General features: G+C 65.2%; 18 protein-coding genes. 10 read left to right on the top strand and 8 right to left on the bottom strand.

Annotation, left to right across the window (positions count from 1 at the left end; translation table 11 throughout):
* Positions 1–17: 17 nt before the first annotated feature.
* The 3 genes from E6O51_RS07800 to E6O51_RS07790 form a co-directional block, all read right to left on the bottom strand.
* A complete protein-coding gene (locus E6O51_RS07800) occupies positions 18–1505 on the bottom strand; it encodes a surface lipoprotein assembly modifier (protein ID WP_136384418.1) in 1488 nt (495 codons plus the stop codon).
* A gap of 90 nt (positions 1506–1595) precedes the next feature.
* Positions 1596–2402: a factor H binding protein domain-containing protein gene (locus E6O51_RS07795; RefSeq protein ID WP_136384417.1), complete on the bottom strand. Its 807-nt coding sequence runs from the start codon at positions 2400–2402 to the stop codon at positions 1596–1598.
* 91 nt (positions 2403–2493) lie between these two features.
* The gene (locus E6O51_RS07790; protein WP_136384416.1) at positions 2494–5193 is read right to left on the bottom strand and encodes a TonB-dependent siderophore receptor; all 2700 of its coding nucleotides are present in this window, start codon (positions 5191–5193) and stop codon (positions 2494–2496) included.
* A 308-nt stretch (positions 5194–5501) separates the two neighbouring features.
* On the opposite strand from E6O51_RS07790, the gene E6O51_RS07785 reads away from it, so the two are divergent.
* The 6 genes from E6O51_RS07785 (at position 5502) to E6O51_RS07760 (ending at position 7355) form a co-directional block, all read left to right on the top strand.
* Positions 5502–5771 carry a CopG family ribbon-helix-helix protein gene (locus E6O51_RS07785; RefSeq protein ID WP_136384415.1) on the top strand — a complete coding sequence of 90 codons (270 nt, stop codon included), beginning with the start codon at positions 5502–5504 and terminating at the stop codon, positions 5769–5771.
* Positions 5771–6046, top strand: coding sequence for a type II toxin-antitoxin system RelE/ParE family toxin (locus E6O51_RS07780; RefSeq protein ID WP_136384414.1), 276 nt, complete (start codon positions 5771–5773; stop codon positions 6044–6046). Before E6O51_RS07785 ends, E6O51_RS07780 begins: the two co-directional genes overlap by 1 nt.
* Complete coding sequence (locus E6O51_RS07775) at positions 5973–6200, top strand: type II toxin-antitoxin system RelE/ParE family toxin (RefSeq protein ID WP_230976730.1); 228 nt, start codon at positions 5973–5975, stop codon at positions 6198–6200. The genes E6O51_RS07780 and E6O51_RS07775 overlap by 74 nt, the downstream gene beginning before the upstream one ends.
* Entirely contained in the window at positions 6181–6516 is a 336-nt protein-coding gene (locus tag E6O51_RS07770) for a helix-turn-helix domain-containing protein (protein WP_136384413.1), read from the top strand. The genes E6O51_RS07775 and E6O51_RS07770 overlap by 20 nt, the downstream gene beginning before the upstream one ends.
* Positions 6517–6723: 207 nt before the next feature.
* Positions 6724–6972, top strand: coding sequence for a type II toxin-antitoxin system Phd/YefM family antitoxin (locus E6O51_RS07765; RefSeq protein ID WP_136384412.1), 249 nt, complete (start codon positions 6724–6726; stop codon positions 6970–6972).
* A complete protein-coding gene (locus E6O51_RS07760; RefSeq protein ID WP_136384411.1) occupies positions 6969–7355 on the top strand; it encodes a type II toxin-antitoxin system VapC family toxin in 387 nt (128 codons plus the stop codon). The genes E6O51_RS07765 and E6O51_RS07760 overlap by 4 nt, the downstream gene beginning before the upstream one ends.
* A gap of 15 nt (positions 7356–7370) precedes the next feature.
* On the opposite strand, the gene E6O51_RS22375 is transcribed toward E6O51_RS07760, so the two are convergent.
* Together E6O51_RS22375 and E6O51_RS07750 are read right to left on the bottom strand one after the other, a co-directional pair.
* Positions 7371–8420, bottom strand: a complete 1050-nt coding sequence (locus tag E6O51_RS22375) for a FecR domain-containing protein (protein ID WP_136384410.1) — start codon at positions 8418–8420, stop codon at positions 7371–7373.
* 21 nt (positions 8421–8441) lie between these two features.
* Positions 8442–8957 carry a sigma-70 family RNA polymerase sigma factor gene (locus E6O51_RS07750; protein WP_136384409.1) on the bottom strand — a complete coding sequence of 172 codons (516 nt, stop codon included), beginning with the start codon at positions 8955–8957 and terminating at the stop codon, positions 8442–8444.
* 225 nt (positions 8958–9182) lie between these two features.
* Between E6O51_RS07750 and E6O51_RS07745 the strand changes: the two genes are divergently transcribed.
* Positions 9183–10136 carry an AEC family transporter gene (locus E6O51_RS07745; protein WP_136384408.1) on the top strand — a complete coding sequence of 318 codons (954 nt, stop codon included), beginning with the start codon at positions 9183–9185 and terminating at the stop codon, positions 10134–10136.
* 3 nt (positions 10137–10139) lie between these two features.
* Here E6O51_RS07745 and E6O51_RS07740 read toward each other — a convergent pair whose 3' ends face one another.
* Complete coding sequence (locus E6O51_RS07740) at positions 10140–12125, bottom strand: SLC13 family permease (protein WP_136384612.1); 1986 nt, start codon at positions 12123–12125, stop codon at positions 10140–10142.
* 17 nt (positions 12126–12142) lie between these two features.
* Between E6O51_RS07740 and E6O51_RS07735 the strand changes: the two genes are divergently transcribed.
* A complete protein-coding gene (locus E6O51_RS07735) occupies positions 12143–12493 on the top strand; it encodes a hypothetical protein (protein ID WP_136384407.1) in 351 nt (116 codons plus the stop codon).
* Positions 12494–12499: 6 nt separating this feature from the next.
* On the opposite strand, the gene E6O51_RS07730 is transcribed toward E6O51_RS07735, so the two are convergent.
* Positions 12500–13273 (bottom strand): DUF3750 domain-containing protein, encoded by a 774-nt coding sequence (locus tag E6O51_RS07730; protein ID WP_136384406.1) that lies wholly within the window; start codon positions 13271–13273, stop codon positions 12500–12502.
* A gap of 233 nt (positions 13274–13506) precedes the next feature.
* Between E6O51_RS07730 and E6O51_RS07725 the strand changes: the two genes are divergently transcribed.
* Complete coding sequence (locus E6O51_RS07725; protein ID WP_136384405.1) at positions 13507–14301, top strand: hypothetical protein; 795 nt, start codon at positions 13507–13509, stop codon at positions 14299–14301.
* Positions 14302–14364: 63 nt separating this feature from the next.
* Here E6O51_RS07725 and E6O51_RS07720 read toward each other — a convergent pair whose 3' ends face one another.
* Positions 14365–14757, bottom strand: coding sequence for a hypothetical protein (locus E6O51_RS07720; RefSeq protein WP_136384404.1), 393 nt, complete (start codon positions 14755–14757; stop codon positions 14365–14367).
* 383 nt (positions 14758–15140) lie between these two features.
* Between E6O51_RS07720 and E6O51_RS07715 the strand changes: the two genes are divergently transcribed.
* Positions 15141–15698, top strand: coding sequence for a flavodoxin (locus tag E6O51_RS07715; protein ID WP_136384403.1), 558 nt, complete (start codon positions 15141–15143; stop codon positions 15696–15698).
* Positions 15699–15713 lie beyond the last annotated feature (15 nt).

The following is a 15713-nucleotide window of genomic DNA, read 5'->3' as shown; positions in this document are numbered from 1 at the left end:
ACTCGCCGCTTACCGGGTCAGAACGTCCTCTCCAGCGACAGCATCCACTGGTTGGTTTTCCTGGAATACAGCGCCGGGATATTGCTGTCGATCTTCTCCAACTGGTAGCTCAGCCGGGGCTCGATGCCGAAGAAGCTCAGCCTGGCGTGGCCCACGCTCAGTACCGCGTTGATGCGGTGGTCCTTGCGTTTGCGCAGGAACAGGAAGTGGGTTTCGTCGAACTTCCTGCGCCCGTACTGCACGTACCCGTTCACGCTGAAACCCGACTCCCATTCGTGGGAGAAACCTAGGTTGGCGCCGTACTGGCGGTAGGACTCGTCCTCCTGTTCCAGCCGCTCCCGCTGCACGGCCAGGCCGCCGAACACCACGCTGCGGTTGGACAGCACCACCGCCACGCCGGGCGACAGCACGTACTGGTCGCCGTTGTAGGAACTCAGCACCTCGTCCGCGTAGTCCTTCCTGATCCACTGCGCGTTCAAGGTGGCCTGCCACCTGTTCGTCAGCCATTTGCCGTAGCCGGCGTTCAGGCCCCAGTTGTCGCCGTAGTGCTCGCCGCCCAGCCAGCGCCTGTTCAGCAGGGGGCCGAAGGAAAACCAGGAATCCACGTCCTGGTACTTGTAGCCCAGGTCCAGGGTGGCGGATTTCTCGTTGAAATCCTCGTGGCCGTTGTAGCGCAGTCCGTCCAGCGACAGGTCGTAGGTCAGGAAGTGGTTGCCGCGCACGTTGAAAGCCTGGTCCAGAAACAGCGAATAGTTGGTGCCGTAGGAGGATTTCGGCATGTACTCATCGCTCTTGCGGAAGATCCAGCCGCCGATTTCCAGGAAGCGTTCGTCCGTGGCCTGGTTGACGTTGTCGTTGTGCAGCACGCGGAAGCGCAGGCGAGTCCTGGGGCGGCCTTGGGCGCGGATTTGCTCCAGGAAGCGCAGCGAGAATTCGCGGAAGCGCTCTTCCAGCGCCGGGTCGTCGATCAGTGCGGTGAAGATTTCGGCCGCCTCGCGGTACTGCTTGTTCTCGAACAGCATGGCCGCCATGTCGAAGCGCACGTTGTTCAGGCCGGGGTCCGCGCGCAGCATCTGGCGGTATTCGGCAATCGCCAGGTCATGGCGGCGCTGCTGGCGGTACAGGGCGCCCTGGGTGTAATGCACCAGCAGCGGGTCGTGGCCTTCGATCTGGCGGTAGATCGGGATCACTCGCGCCAGCGTGCTCCAGTCCCGGCGCTGCAAGGCGGTGGAAAGGAGGAATTCCGCGATCTGCGGGTTGCTCTTCACGTCCTCGTCGCTCAGTGTCACGGGCTGCTTCTTGGCCTTGCCGTTGTCCTCGTCGTCGCGGGCGGGGGGTCTGTCCGTCTGGAAGCGCTCTTCCGGGGCCGGCCCGAGGGGACGCAGACTGTCTATGGGCTGGATGACCGGAGAAGGGGAAGGCGGCGTGCCTTGCGCGCCGGCCGGCGTTGTTAGGAGCATGAAGCCTGTTGCCAGGGCGATGGGCAGGGCGCGTTTTCCGGACATGGGCGTGGATTTCGGTCTTGCAAAAAGAAGCGCCGGGTATCGGTCCGGTACTGCGACCGATACCCGGCTAGGTGGGCTACAAGGTATCAATCAGCGCTTCCCCACCAGGGCGTAGCCGCCGATGCCGTTGAAGTCCGACAGACCGTGGATGCGGCCGGCCACTTCCTCGGCGTTGGGGCCGAAAATACCCAGGTCATACTTGGGTCCGGCCGCGGCCAACTCGTCTTCGAGGTCGAGGTTGTCCGTCGTCAGGGTGACGTTGCCGTTCTTCACCCCCAGCGTGCCGTCGGCCTGCACCGCGATGGCCGCGGTATGCAGCGTGCCGTTCAACTCGAACTCGCCATAGACGGGGCGGTTGCCGCGGATGTTGGACACCGTGCCCGAACCGGTGCGCGCCGCCAGGTCGATGGTGTAGCTGAACTGGCCATCGTTGATGATGGTCGCGCCCGTGCCCGGCTGGGTGTACTTGTCATTATGGTTGAACACGACGCCGGTGTAGGTGTAGCTGCCGCTGGTGGGCAGCGCCGATTCAGCAGTGTTCAACCCAACGATGTCCTTGACGAAGCTGCGGTTGAGGTCCGCCTGCAGGGTATTACCGACCACGATCGAGTAGTCCTGCTTGTAGAAGCGGAAGATGGCGTTTCTGAGGGCGCCGCCGACGGTAACCTGCTTGACCAGCCGCGTATCGCCATCCGGCAGTTGGGTCAAGTCGAAGGCGCTACCGGCGCTGTACGTTACGCCGTTGTAGTCGAAAGCTCCTTGGTAAACCGCGCTACCCCGGAAGACGAAATCCTCCGGATCGATCGACGAGAACTGGAAGTCGCTGTCGGCCGCAACAGCATTCAGGGAAGCGGCGACGAGCGCAGCAACGGCGGTGAGTTTGAAAGTGGTTTTCATGTGATGCTCCTTCTGACTAAATGAGAAAAGAAACAAGAACAAGAATTATTTACTGAATCTAATGCATGGTGGCCTCCTTATCGAAGAGTGATCAGAATTTGGCGAGCAGGGATACCGTGACGTTGCGCGGTGTGCCGTAATAGCTGCCGCGATTGTTGACGCGGTATTCCCGGTCGAAGATGTTTCCGGCGTTGAGCCCGACGGTGAAGTGCTTGTCGATGGCGTAGCGGGCCATCAAATCCACAACGGCATAACTACCGTGGCTAAGTTTATCTGCCCATATGCGGCCCTGCTCTCCTGTCCATGCCATTGAGTCGTTAGAAGAGAGTTCCGTCTTGTACTTGAAATTCATACCTCCGCCCAAGGTGAGCTTGTCGGTGAAGCGATAGCTGGTGAAAAACTTCAGCGCATGTTTTGGGAAAACGGTCGCATTGCTGTCAATACCAACGGTACTGAGTGCACTACCTACGCCGCTTACATCTACCGGGTCTGCGTGCAGATAGGTATAGCCGGCATTGATCAGCCATTTCGGGGTAACCTGGCCGGCAATCGAGAGTTCCGCACCATTCACGGTGGGGCCCTCACAGTTTTTTGTCCATACACCTCCGTCGGGATGAGTAATTTGGTTTCCGTTTTCATCCCGGTAGATGGTCGAATCGTTGCAGGCAATGTTCTTCTCTTTCATTCGGAACACGGCGGCATGCAGGTTCAGCGTGTTGTCACGCAGTGCGGACTTGACGCCCAGTTCGACGGTATTGCCGGTCTTGGCGTCGAGTGGCTTGTAGCCTCGCGCAGATCCAGGGTCATACGCGTAGGCGGCATCGGTAGCATCATGAGGCTGAAAGATGCCCGTATAGCTGATGTAGGCCGAAGTGTTAGGGGTGATGTCATAGATCAACCCCGCATAGGGAACGAACTTGCCGTCTTCCTCGAAGTTGAAGAAATCGGCACCGTAACCGGGACAAACGTAGGTGATCTTGTAAGGCGGAGTAGTATGTTTTCCGTCGTTCTGGCAATACTCTGTTTCATCCTTCCATACAATGTATCGGGTACCCAGGATGACGGTTGTACGTTCCACCGGGCTGAATTTGGTGCTGAGAAAGCCGCCGTAGTGGGTCGTCCGGTAGTTGTAATAGGTGAGATATTTTTCGAGCGGGTATTTGGTTGGATATCCGTCCGGGCGAGTGGGGTAGGCGGCGTTGATCGGGATATTGCCGTTGTTCCATTGCTCCAGCGTTATCCAGTTCCAGTTGTATCTGTTTTGGAGGTTGAAATAATTCGGCGAAAAGGTTTCACCCTTATAGCCGTTGGCACCGACGACGAGTTGGGCGTCGCGGCCGAATAGCTGGAATTTGCCACTGAGATAGATGTCCAGATTCTTTAGTTCGTTTTCCGGCGCGGTCCGGTTGATGAGGTAGTAGTATTCCTGCGTGGCCGGGTTGTAGCCTTGGTCCGCACCCAGGATGCCGTACTTGCGGTCGGCTTCGACCTCGGTGTACTGGTAATTGACGTTAATCTTCCAGTCGTCGTTGAAGTGGTGTTCCAGGCCGATGAAAAAATTCTGGTTTTCCTGTTCGGCATAGGACCAGTCGGTGGCGGCGTTGAAACTGCGGCCGAAGTCGATGCCTTCGTATGCGTTGGTGGCTGTGGACCAATAGCTCGCGCCATGCAGCGCGGCATCATCGACGCGGCGGAAGGAATAAGTGCCGCCCAGGGTCAGCGTGGTGTCCTGGAGCAGATCGGCTTCCACCACCCCGTACAGCACCTTGCTGCGCTCGCTGACCCGGTCGACCCAACTGTCGCCTTCCTGGTAGGCGGCCACCACCCGCCCGCGCAGGCTGCCCGATTCGTTGAACGGGGTGGAGACGTCCACTTCGGCCCGGCGCCTGTCCCAGCGTCCGTAGCTGGCGCGGGCGCTGTATTGCGGCTCGTAGGTGGGGCGCTTGCGCACGAAGTTGACGCTGGCGCTGGGGTCCCCTACCCCGGTGGTCAGCCCGGTGGAGCCGCGGATGATCTCCACGCGCTCGTAGATGGCCGTGTCCGAGCCCGCCAGCAGGTCGATGCCGCCGGCGCTGCTGATGCCGGTGGGCATGCCGTCGATCTGCATGCTGTTGATCTGGTAGCCGCGGGAGTAGTACTGGGCCGCCCCGGCGCCGGCCGGGCCGTACTGGTTGACGGTGACGCCGGGGGTGGCGTCGAGTACTTCGGCCACGTTGCCCAGGTTCTGCTCTTCGATCTGCTTCTGGGTAATGATGGAGAGGCTTTGCGGGGTTTCCTTGATGGAGAGATCAAGCTTGGTGGCGTTGGAGGAGCGGCGCACGGTGTAGTTGGTGGCGGCGTCCTCGGCGGCGGTGGGTTCGAAGTTGGCGACCACATGCACGGCGCCGAGCACCTTGTCGCCGGTGGCCACGGGGATGGGCCGCAGGGTGTATTCGCCTTCGGCGGTGAGCACCGGTTGCAGGCCGGTGCCGGCCAGCAGGCGGTTCAGGCCCTGCAGCACGGTGTGGCTGCCGCTCAGGCCGGGGCTGTGCAGGCCGGCGGTGAGGTTGGCATCCACGACGATCTGCGCGCCCGACTGGCGTCCGAAGCGGCCGAGGGCCTGGTCCAGCGGGCCGGGGGGGATGTCGAAGCCGTGCTGCGCCTGGGCCTGCGCCGCGGCCGGCGCGTTCTGTGCCCAGGCGGCGTCGGGGGATGCCCAGCCGAGGGCGCCGGCGCTGAGCCACAGCAGGGCGTGGGCGATGGGGGTGAGCCGTCTGGCGGCGGGGAGGTTTGCGCTGCGATGGACCTGCATGTGCGAGTTCCTTTCCTTGCGTGTGCGTGATTGGCGAAACCCTTGGCGGGGACTGGAAGCACGGCGCACGCGGAGGGAGCAACCCGCCTTCTGCGTCCGGCTTCTGAGGTAAAGCCGGATGAGATGGGAAAAACTGCCAAGTTTTTTTGGGGCGGGGGGGTTGAGCGGGCAGGGGGACACTGACGAACCGATCGGTTTGACCGATTCAATGTCAATCACTACGATTCAATTTGAATCGGTTGGCGTCGGCAAGTTGGTTGATTTCAGGCCGGCCTCGGCAAGCTCAAGTTTCGATGGAGGAGTTCAACATGGCAGGAACCGATACCAAGGTGCTTACCGCGCACGTACCGCTTGCGCTAGCGAAGAAAGTGGATCAGATGGCCGGGCGGCTGGAACGCTCACGTGGCTGGATCGTGAAGCAGGCGCTGTCGGCTTGGCTCGACCAGGAAGAAGAGCGCGAGCGGTTGACCCGCGAGGCTCTTGCCGATGTGGACGCGGGCCTGGTCGTCGATCACCAGGCCGTACAGGCATGGGCCGATAGCCTGAGCACCGAGGTGCCGCTGCCGGTGCCGCGCTGATGGAGTTGAAGTGGACCAGCAAGGCGCTTGCCGATCTGGCGCGTTTGTACGAATTCCTGGCTCCGGTGAACAAGCCGGCTGCTGCACGGGCGGTACAGGCGTTGACCAAGGCTCCGGCCATGCTGCCAGCCAATCCACGAATCGGTGAGCAACTCTTCGAGTTCGAGCCGCGTGAGGTCAGGCGGCTGCTCGTGGGGCACTATGAGATGCGCTACGAGATTCGGGAATCGACCATCTACATGCTGCGGCTGTGGCACACCCGCGAGGATCGTTGAGTTTGCGGAAGCGGTGTTCGTCCTCCATTGCTTCCAGAAGAAGAGCAAGAGCGGGATCGCCACGCCGAAGGTGGACATGGACATCATCCGCGCTCGGCTGAAGGTGGCCGAGGCAATGGCACAGGAGCTACGAGATGCAAAAACGAATCATTGAAGGCGTCGAAGTTCAACGCAGCTCGGGCAACGTCTTCGCCGATCTTGGACTGCCCGACGCCGAGAAACTGAAGATCAAGACCGGCCTGGTGGTCGAGATCAGGAAGGCGATGCGTGCCCTCGGCCTGACGCAACAAGCGGCGGCCAAGCGCATGGGCATCCCGCAACCGAAGGTGTCGGGTATGATGCGCGGCGACTTCACCAACCTGTCCGAACGCAAGCTGATGGATTGCCTGAACCGCCTCGGCTACGACATCGAAATCAAGGTGCGTCCGGCGGCCGAGCCGATCGGGCATCTGACGCTCGCCACCGCCTGACCTGGCAATGTGGGAGGACGGAGCCGAGGGTATCCGCTGGCTGGAGGCTCTGATCGATGCGGGCGCGGCAGTCAAACTCTCCGGCAAGGGCTACCCGAACACCATCCGGCTTGTGCGTGGCCGGTGGTCAAGGGGTATGGCAGCAGCTTGTTTGTAGTGATTAGCTAGACTAGACTAACCTCGATATTGACTAGACCGGAGAGTGCGATGCAATCCGTCAACATGTTGCAGGCCAAGTCTTCATTGTCCCGCTTGGTCGAGGCTATTGAACAAGGGCAGGAGCGCGAGATCATCATCGCCCGCAACGGCCGCCCTGCGGCCAAGCTGGTGCCGATGGATACCGTTCCCGCCGGGAAGCGCATCGGCGTGGCGAAGGGGGTGTTTGAGGTGCCCGATTCCATCGATGCCAGCAACGACGAGGTGGCTCGCCTGTTCATGGACGGGGGGCAGTCTTGAATCTCCTGCTCGATACGCACGTTGCCTTGTGGGCCATTACCGATAGCCCGCGACTGTCGCGCAAGGCGCGCGAGCTGATCGCCTCGCCCAAGACCACCGTATGGGTCAGTGCCGCAAACATCTGGGAAATCGCCATCAAACATTCGCTTGGACGCGGCGACATGCCGGTGTCCGGTCAGGATGCGATGCGTTATTTCCGGGAGTCGGGCTATCGCTTTCTGCCGGTCGCGGCCGAACATGCAGTGGCTGTCGAAGAGTTGCCGCAGCACCATCAGGATCCGTTCGACCGCATTCTCGTCGCGCAGGCGCTGGTCGAGCCGATGCGCCTGATGACCCATGATCCGCTGGTTGCGCTTTACAGCGACACTGTCATCGAGATTTGAGCACCGGGCAGCCTTTCAGCCGGCCGGCCGGGCTTCGACGCTGACCCAGTAGCGGGTGAGGTGGCGGATGCGCACGGGCATGTGGCGTTCCAGCGAGGCGAGGATGTGGGCGGTGGGGTCGGCGGGGTCCGGGCCTTCCAGGGGCCAGGAGCCGGTGATGCGCAGGCCGGCCACTTCGGGGGCGCAGCGCAGGCGGCCGGGGCGGTGGCGGTCCAGTTCGGCGATGAAGTCGGCCAGGCGCATGCCTTCGGCGGAGAGGGTGCCGGTGGTCCAGGACTGGCGGGATTCGTCGAGCGCGGCGGGGGCGTCGACGTGGTGGGGGGTGAAGCGGGTCTGCTGCCCGGCGTTGAGGCGCAGGGGTTTGGCGAGGGCGGCGGGGTGGATGTCCACGGCGCCTTCGGCGACGGCGATTTCGGTGGCGTGGCCGGCCGTGCCGTCGTGGCGCACGCTGAAGCGGGTGCCAACGGGGCGCAGGATGCCGTGCGGTGTGGCGACGAGGAGGGGGCGGCCGGCGTCGTCGGGGGCGGTGCCGACCATGATTTCGCCGTGGAGCAGGACGATGCGGCGCTCGTGCGCGCTGTAGCGAACGTCCACGGCGGTGGCGGTGTTGAGCAGCAGTTGCGTGCCGTCGGCCAGGGTGTGCCGCTGGCGCTGGCCGGTAGCGGTGCGTGCGTCGGCCAGGGTGCCGGCGAGGAGGGTTTGAAGCGGAATCTGGCCTTGCGCCAGGTGCAGCGCCGCGCCGCCGCTGCCGGCCACGATGAGGCCGCGGATGAAGGCGCGGCGGGTGCCGCAGGCGGCGCCGATGCGGCGGAGGATGCCGCGGGCGAGCGGGGCGGGTATCTGCGCGGCGCTGCTTTGGAGGCGGCTGCCCATGTTCTGCAGGCGCTTCCAGGCGCGCGCGTGATCGGAATGGGCGGCATGCCAGCGGGTGAATTCGGCCGTGTCGCGGTCGGTCTGCAGGCCGGAGGAGAGCCGGACGTACCAGCGGATGGCCTGGTCGGTGACGGCCTCGGGCAGCGGGCTGGCGTCGTCGGTGGGGTCGATGGTGTCGGGCAGGGTCGTCATGGGCGTGCGGTGCCGGCGGGTTCAGGCCGCCGGGTAGAGGGCTCTGTAGCAGCGGGTGACGGCGCAGGTCATGGCTTTTTGCACGATGTTGAGGGTGAGGCCGAGTTGTGTGGCGATCTGCGGGTAGGTGAGGCCGTCGAGCTGGGAGAGCAGGAAGATGTCGCGCGTGCGAGGGGGAAGGCCGTCGAGCAGGCGGGCGATTTCTTCCAGGGTTTCGATGATGAGGCAGCGTTCTTCCGGCGAGGGGGCCAGGGGCACGGGCTGCGCGGCTAGGGTTTCGAGCCAGGCCTGTTCCAGCGCCTGCCGGCGCCAGTGGTCGTTGAGCAGGCCGCCGACGATGCGGGTGAGGTAGGCGCGGGGCTCGCGGATTTCCAGGTCGTGCTGTTTGCCGAGCAGACGGACGAAGGTGTCGTGGGCCAGGTTGGCCGCGTCCGCGGCGTTGCCGAGCTTCTTGCGCAGCCAGCTCTGCAGCCAGCCGTGGTGTTCGATGTAGAGCTCGGCGATGTCGCGCCGGGCGAGTTTGTTTGCGGCGGACATGGCGTGGGGCGCGCGTGTCTGCGCGGCGATATTAACAAGAATGATTATTATTACATTACCTAATGGACCGGGCGCAAGGATTTCCGCGCTTTGTTTGAGGAATGCGTCGATATGTTTGAGAGGATTCGAAAATATGTTTGAAGGATGCGTCGGTATTTGTGCGGATGCACGCTTCCGGCCGCTTGGCGACAATATTTGATTCTTCGATCAAGGGCCGGCGCGACGATGTCCGATTTTCTTGCCAATCTGTCTTTTTCCTTTTCGGTGACCGGGCCGATCTTCGTGATTCTGGCGCTGGGGGTGCTGCTGCTGCGCACCGGCATGCTCACCGACGCCTTCGTCGATGGCGGCTCGCGCCTGGTGTTCAACATCGCGCTGCCGGCACTGCTGTTCGTCAGCATCAGCGGCACCCGCATCGAGGAGGCGGCCAACTTCGGCCTGGTCGGTTACGGCGCCGCCGCGACGCTCGCCGCCTTCGTGCTGCTGGAATGGCTGGCGCGCTGTTTCATCGAGCCGGAGCGCGACCGCGGCGTGGTGGTGCAGGGGGCGTTCCGCTCCAACATGGGCATCATCGGCCTGGCCTACTGCATCAATGCCTACGGCGAGGCGGGGCTGGTGGCGTCTTCCCTCTACCTGGGCCTGATCACCATCCTGTTCAACGTGCTGGCGGTGATCACGCTGCAGCGCTCGCTGCACCGCGGCGGGGGCGGCATGGCGCGCGTGTTCAAGGGCATCGTGCGCAATCCGCTGATCATCGGCATCGTCGCGGGGCTGGTGGTGTCGGCCACCGGCCTTCCGCTGCCCAAGGTCGCGCTGCAGTCCGGCCAGTACCTGGCCGACCTCACCCTGCCGCTGGCGCTGCTGTGTACCGGCGCTTCGCTGGACTTCCGCAGCCTGCGGGAGGATCTGCGCAGCACGCTGTTCGCCAGCCTTGCCAAGATGGCGGCGATTCCGCTGCTCTTCGTCGCGGGCGGCGCGGCGCTGGGTTTTCGCGGCATCGAACTGGGCGTGCTGCTGCTGATGTCCTCGGCACCCACCGCCGCGGCGAGCTACGTGATGGTGCGGGCGATGGGCGGCAACGCGCCGCTGGCGGCCAACATCATCGCGCTGACGACGCTGGGTTCGCTTTTCACCACCAGTGCGGCGGTCACCGTGCTGCGCAGCATGGGACTGATCTGAGGCTCACAACGGGAACAGCAGCGGCAGCACGGCCACGCACACCAGCAGCACCAGCACCGTGAACGGCACGCCGACGCGCACGAAGTCGGTGAAGCGGTAGTGGCCGGGGCCCAGCACCAGGGTGTTGACCGGCGAGGACACCGGGGTCATGAAGGCCGCCGAGGCCGCCAGCGCCACCGTCATGGCGAAGGGATAGGGCGAGACGCCGAGCTGCTGCGCGAGGGCGACGCCGATCGGGGCCATCAGCACGGCGGTTGCGGTGTTGGAGATGAACAGCCCCACGATCGCGGTGAGCACGAACAGGGCTGCCATGACCGTGCGCGGCGAAGCCTCGCCGGTGAGGCCGAGCAGCGCGGCGACGATGAAGTCGATGCCGCCCGTCTTCTGCAGGGCGATGGCGAAGGGCAGCATGCCGACGATGAGGATCAGGCTCTGCCAGTGCAGGCTGCGATAGGCGCTGTTGAGGTCGATGCAGCGAAAGGCGCCCATCAGCAGGCAGCCGAGCAGCGCGGCGATGACATTGGGCACGGCGCCGGAAACCATCAGCCCGACCGTGAGCGCCAGCGTCAGCAGCGCGAAGGGTGCGCGCTTCGCGGCCGGGGCGGCCTCGTCCATCTCGGCCGGCAGGGTCAGCACGAGGAAGTTCTGCGGCTGCGTGTGCAGCAGGCGGATGGCTTTCCAGGTGCCGGCGATCAGCAGCGTGTCGCCCATCTTCAGCTTCCGGTGCAGCAACGTCTCGTCCAGGGAGCGGCCGTTGCGGCGCAGGCCCATGACGTTGATGCCGCGCAGCGAACGCATGCGCAGTTCGAGGATGGAGTGGCCGATGAGGGTGGACCCGGGCGGGATGATGACTTCCGCCAGGCCCAGTTCGCGCGACATGTCGGTGAAGTAGTCGCGCTTGAAGGCGCGCTCCTGCAGGCGCATCTCGGCGCGGAAACGGTCGATGTCCAGCTCGGGGCGGACGAAGTCGACGATGAGGATGTCGCCGGCGAGGATTTCGCGGTTGGCCGAGGTCGTCAGCGTCACCTGGCCGAACTGGCGCAGGCGTTCGATGGCGATCACGTTGGCGCCGTAGCGGGCGCGCAACTGCAGCTCGCCCAGGGTGTGGCCGATCATCGGCGAATCCGTGCTCACCAGCATGCGGCGCACGCGGCTGACCAGGTGGTAGTCCTCCGCCAGTTCGCGCAGGTGGCGGCGGCGCTGGCCGGCGCCGGGCGGCGCCTCGGGCCCGGCGGGCAGCCAGCGCCGCGCGAACAGCATGTAGGCGATGCCGAGGGCGAGCACGATGAGCCCGGCCGGGGTGAAGTCGAAGAAGGCGAAACCTTCCAGGCCCGCGCGCTGCAGTTCGCTATTGACCACCAGGTTGGGCGGCGTGCCGACCAGGGTCAGCATGCCGCTGATCAGCCCGGCGAAGGAAAGCGGCATCATCAGCCGCCCCGGACCGGCACCGATGCGCGCGGCCACGCTCAGCGCCACCGGGACGAAGATGGCCACCACGCCGGTGGAGCTCATCACCGAGCCGAGCCCCGCCACCGCCAGCATCAGCAGCACCAGCAGGCGCGTTTCGCTGCTGCGCGTGGTGCTCACCAGCCAGTCGCCGACGCGGTGGGCCACGCCCGTGCGCACCAGGCCTTCGCCGATGACGAAGAAGGCGGCGATCAGGATCACGCTGGGCTCGCTGAAGCCGGCCAGGGCCTCGTCCACCTCCAGCGTGCCGGCCAGCACCAGCGCCACCAGCGCGGTCAGCGCCACCACGTCCATGCGCGGCCGGTTGGCGATGAAGGCAACCACGCAGGCGGCGAGCAGGGTGAAGACCCACAGCATTTCCAGGTTCATGGCGGCGGAAGGACCGGGCGAAAGGAAGCGCGTTGACGAAAAAGCGCTGTATGGTAGCGGGTAACGACGATGGACTGGCGGGGCGCGCGCGGGAATCTTTCCGCGCGCCGGCAGTCGGACTCCATCCGCGCGGGGGCCACCCCCGCCACGCATCACGACGAGGACACAGCATGCATTCCAGGTTCCGCAACACCCCGCCCTTCGGCCGCATCCCTTTCCAGGCCGGCGCCCCGCTCAGCCCGTGGAAGAAGATCGCCGCCGCCATCGCCGGCGGCGGCCTGTTCGTGCTGGCGCTGATGTTCTCGGTGGTGCTGTTCGCCGCCGTGCTCACCGTGGGTGCCGTGGTCTGGGGCTGGCTGTGGTGGAAGACGCGCGCGATCAGGAAGAACATGCAGAAGATGCGCGACAACCCGCCGCCGGGCCAGCATCCGTCCGGCGGGCTGGTGATCGAAGGCGAGGTGATCCGCGAGGTGCGCGAAACCTACACCGCCGACGGCGCCGGCGAGGACCGTCGCGGCTGAAGCATGTCAGGGCGCGGTGGTGGCGAGGTCGTCCATGCCCAGGCGGCCGATGGACGGCAGGCGCAGGGCCGGGCGCTTGAAGTCGATGCCGAAGTTCAGGCCCAGCAGGTTGATCTCCAGTCCCTCCTCCAGCCCCACGCTGAGGCCCAGGAGGCCCAGCAGCGAAGCCTGCACGCCGCTGCCGGAAGGCGACAGGCCCAGGGCGCGGCCGAGCGGGCGGTAGTCCTTGCCGATGGCGTTGGCAGGCAGGTCCAGGTGCAGCGCCGGCACTTCGCGGCCGATGTGGGCGAGGAAGGTATTGCTGTTGGGGCCGGGATAGCTGCAGTATTCGTGGCGGTGGGGGTAGCTGGCGATGGCCGCTTCGATGGCGGTGATCATCGCGTCCACGTGGGCGCCACGGTGGTCGGCCAGCAGCTTGGGGCGCGCGCCGAACCACAGTCCGTCGGGCAGCGCGTAGTCGCGCCGCACCACGTCGCCGCCGCGGCCCCAGCCGATCACGTCGTAACGCACGAAGGCGGTTGCGCCGCTGCGCTTGTAGATGATCCACGGATGCACCGCGAAATAGCGCCGCCAGCCGTAGGTGGGCGCGGCATAGACCTGCACGATGGCCGTGCCGGCATGGGCCACCGGGTCCGGCGCCATGCCGCTGGAGTGGCGCGGCGCCGTGCGCCAGCTCCCGCGTTCGCCCGGTGCGCGGGGCGGATCGCCGGCCACGCCGAGGCCGAAGGACAGCGTCAGCAGTGCCAGTGTTCCGCCCAGGAGCGCTTTGCGCGGGTGCATGTCGGTGGTCCTTTCGATGGGGTGTCGCCGGTGTCGCGGTGCCAATGGACGAGACAGCGGGGTGCGGGCGTGGTTCTGCGCGGCGCGGGTGTGGCGCATTTCGTTGTCGGGCCAATAATATGTGTTCTTTCGCCGCCCGATCCCGCCATGGCCGATACCTTGTTTTCCCCCGCCGTCGCCACAGGCCGCCCGCCCTTCGCAACGCCGATCCGTGCGGCACGGGGAGCGTGCTGATGGCCCGGCGTGCGCTGCTCGTCGCAGCCCTGCTGGTGGTGGCGCTGCTGGCGTGGCTGAGGCCGCTCGACGGGCTGGCGGAGCGCTATGCGGATGCCGGTCTGAAGCGCGCGGTCGCCACTTTTGCCACGGCGCGCGCGCTCAACGCGGTGATCTCGGTGGTCCAGGGCACGGAGGTCAGCGGCGGGGTGGTGGTGGGGGTGACCCTCGCGCCGGGGCAGGTGCTGGACCCGCTCAACGACCTCGTGGAGCAGTTTTCCTCCCTGATGCTGGCGGCCAGCATCGCCTTCGGGGCGCAGTTGCTGCTGATGAAGATCGGCGCGTCGTGGGTGATCAGCGCGGTGCTGAGCACGGCGGCCATCGGCGTGGCGTGGAATTGCTGGCGCGGGCGACGGCCGCCGGCCTGGCTGCTGCGCGGTTTCGTGGCGCTCCTGCTGGTGCGCTTCATCGTCCCGCTCGCAGCGCTGGGCAGCGAGTTGGCCTATCGCGCCTTCATGGAAGAGGAATACGAGGCCAAGCAGGCGAGCATCGAAGGCGCCGAACAGAGCCTGCGCGGCCTCGGTGCCGCGGCCGACGGCGAGCGCCCGCGCGCCTGGGAGTTCGACAGGCACATCGACAATCTCAAGCTCGCCGCCGAGCGCATCGTGGACGACGTGATCCGCATCGCGGTGGTGTTCCTGCTGCAGACGCTGGTGCTGCCGCTGCTGGCGATGTGGCTGCTGGTCAGGCTGGGCGCGATGCTGGTGCGGGCGCCGCCGGGCGCGGATTCGCCAATCAACTACCGTTCGGGCTGAACCCTTCGACTTCGCTCAGGACAGGCCTGTCGAAGCCCGAACGGTATCCGGTTGCCGCGCCGGTCAGCTCAGCTTGCACTCGGTGGCCAGCGGCTTGTGGGTACGGCCGTCGAGCAGCACGCTCTTCCACGGCAGGTCTATCCACACCAGTCCGCTGCGGTTGTCCTCGAAGCGGGGCAGGCCGGAGTAGGAGGGATCGCGCTCGAGCACGTGGCGCTTGCCCTTCCAGTTCACGGCGACGCGGTGGTTCTTGGCGCCGTCGTGCTCGCGCTCCACACCGACACGAACGCCCTGGTCGCAGGCGTAGTTGCCGCCCGCCAGCTTGAACTCCAGTTGTCCGTCGGTGGTTCCCTGCGGCACCTCCACGACGGACGGTGTATCCACCGGCTTGGTCGCACACGCGGCAGCGAGCAGCGCCACGGCCGCCATCGTCACGCGCTGGGCAGTCGTCTTCATCTCAATTCCCCTTCGATCGATCCACTGTTTCACTGTTTTCGATGGCCGTCCGCCAGGCCTGCAGCGCTGCCGCATTCAGCAACGGCGGGCGGGGCGGGCATCCCGGACGTCTATGTCTGGTGCGTATGACGTCTCATCTTTGGTGAAGGTAAGGCGCCGTCCGGCATTGTCCTCCAAGAGCGTGAAAAATGTCACGAGGTGTGACGAATTTCACAACCCGGAACGGGTTGTCCCGGTGCGGCGGCCGGTATGGGGATTGCTTCCGTTGCCCCTTGGACCCCGCGCACGGCGCCTTGTCGTCGCCGCGCGTGTCGGGCTCACGACAACCCGGGCAACGGCGTCGCATCCCCAACCGGCGCGGCCACCTCGAAACGGCGGAAAGCATGGACAAGATAGGCATTTTCTTCGGCACCGAAACCGGCACCACGCGCCTGATCGCGAAAAAGATCCACAAGAAACTCGGCGACGGGATCGCCGACAAGCCGGTCAATGTGAATCGCATCGAACCGGCGGACATGCTGAAGTACGACGCCCTCATCCTCGGCACGCCCAGCTACGGCGTGGAAGAAGTCCCGGGGCGCAGCGCCGGCTGCCTGGAGCCGAACTGGGAGGAATTCCTGGTGAAGATGGACAAACCGGACTTCTCCGGCAAGCGCATCGCGCTCTTCGGCCTGGGCGCGCAGGAACGCTACTCCGAGCGCTTCTGCAGCTCGCTGATGCGCATCTACGAAATCTTTCAGGGCTACGGCGCGGAAATCGTCGCCGACGACTGGCCCACCGACGGCTACACCTTCCAGCAGTCCGCCGCGGTCAGGAACGGCCGCTTCGTCGGCCTGGTGATCGACGAGCGCACCCAGGGCATGTACACCAACGACCGTATCGACACCTGGGTCGCGCAGGTCAGGCCGCTGCTGCTGGAGAGGATCAAGGCGGAGGCCTGAGCGGGGCGCGACACC

Origin of the sequence: Pseudothauera rhizosphaerae, from assembly GCF_004801305.1 — a bacterium.
In the GTDB taxonomy this organism is placed as follows: Bacteria; Pseudomonadota; Gammaproteobacteria; order Burkholderiales; family Rhodocyclaceae; genus Pseudothauera; species Pseudothauera rhizosphaerae.
Note: the sequence above shows the minus strand (reverse complement) of the source record. Positions and strands in the feature narration are given on the sequence as shown.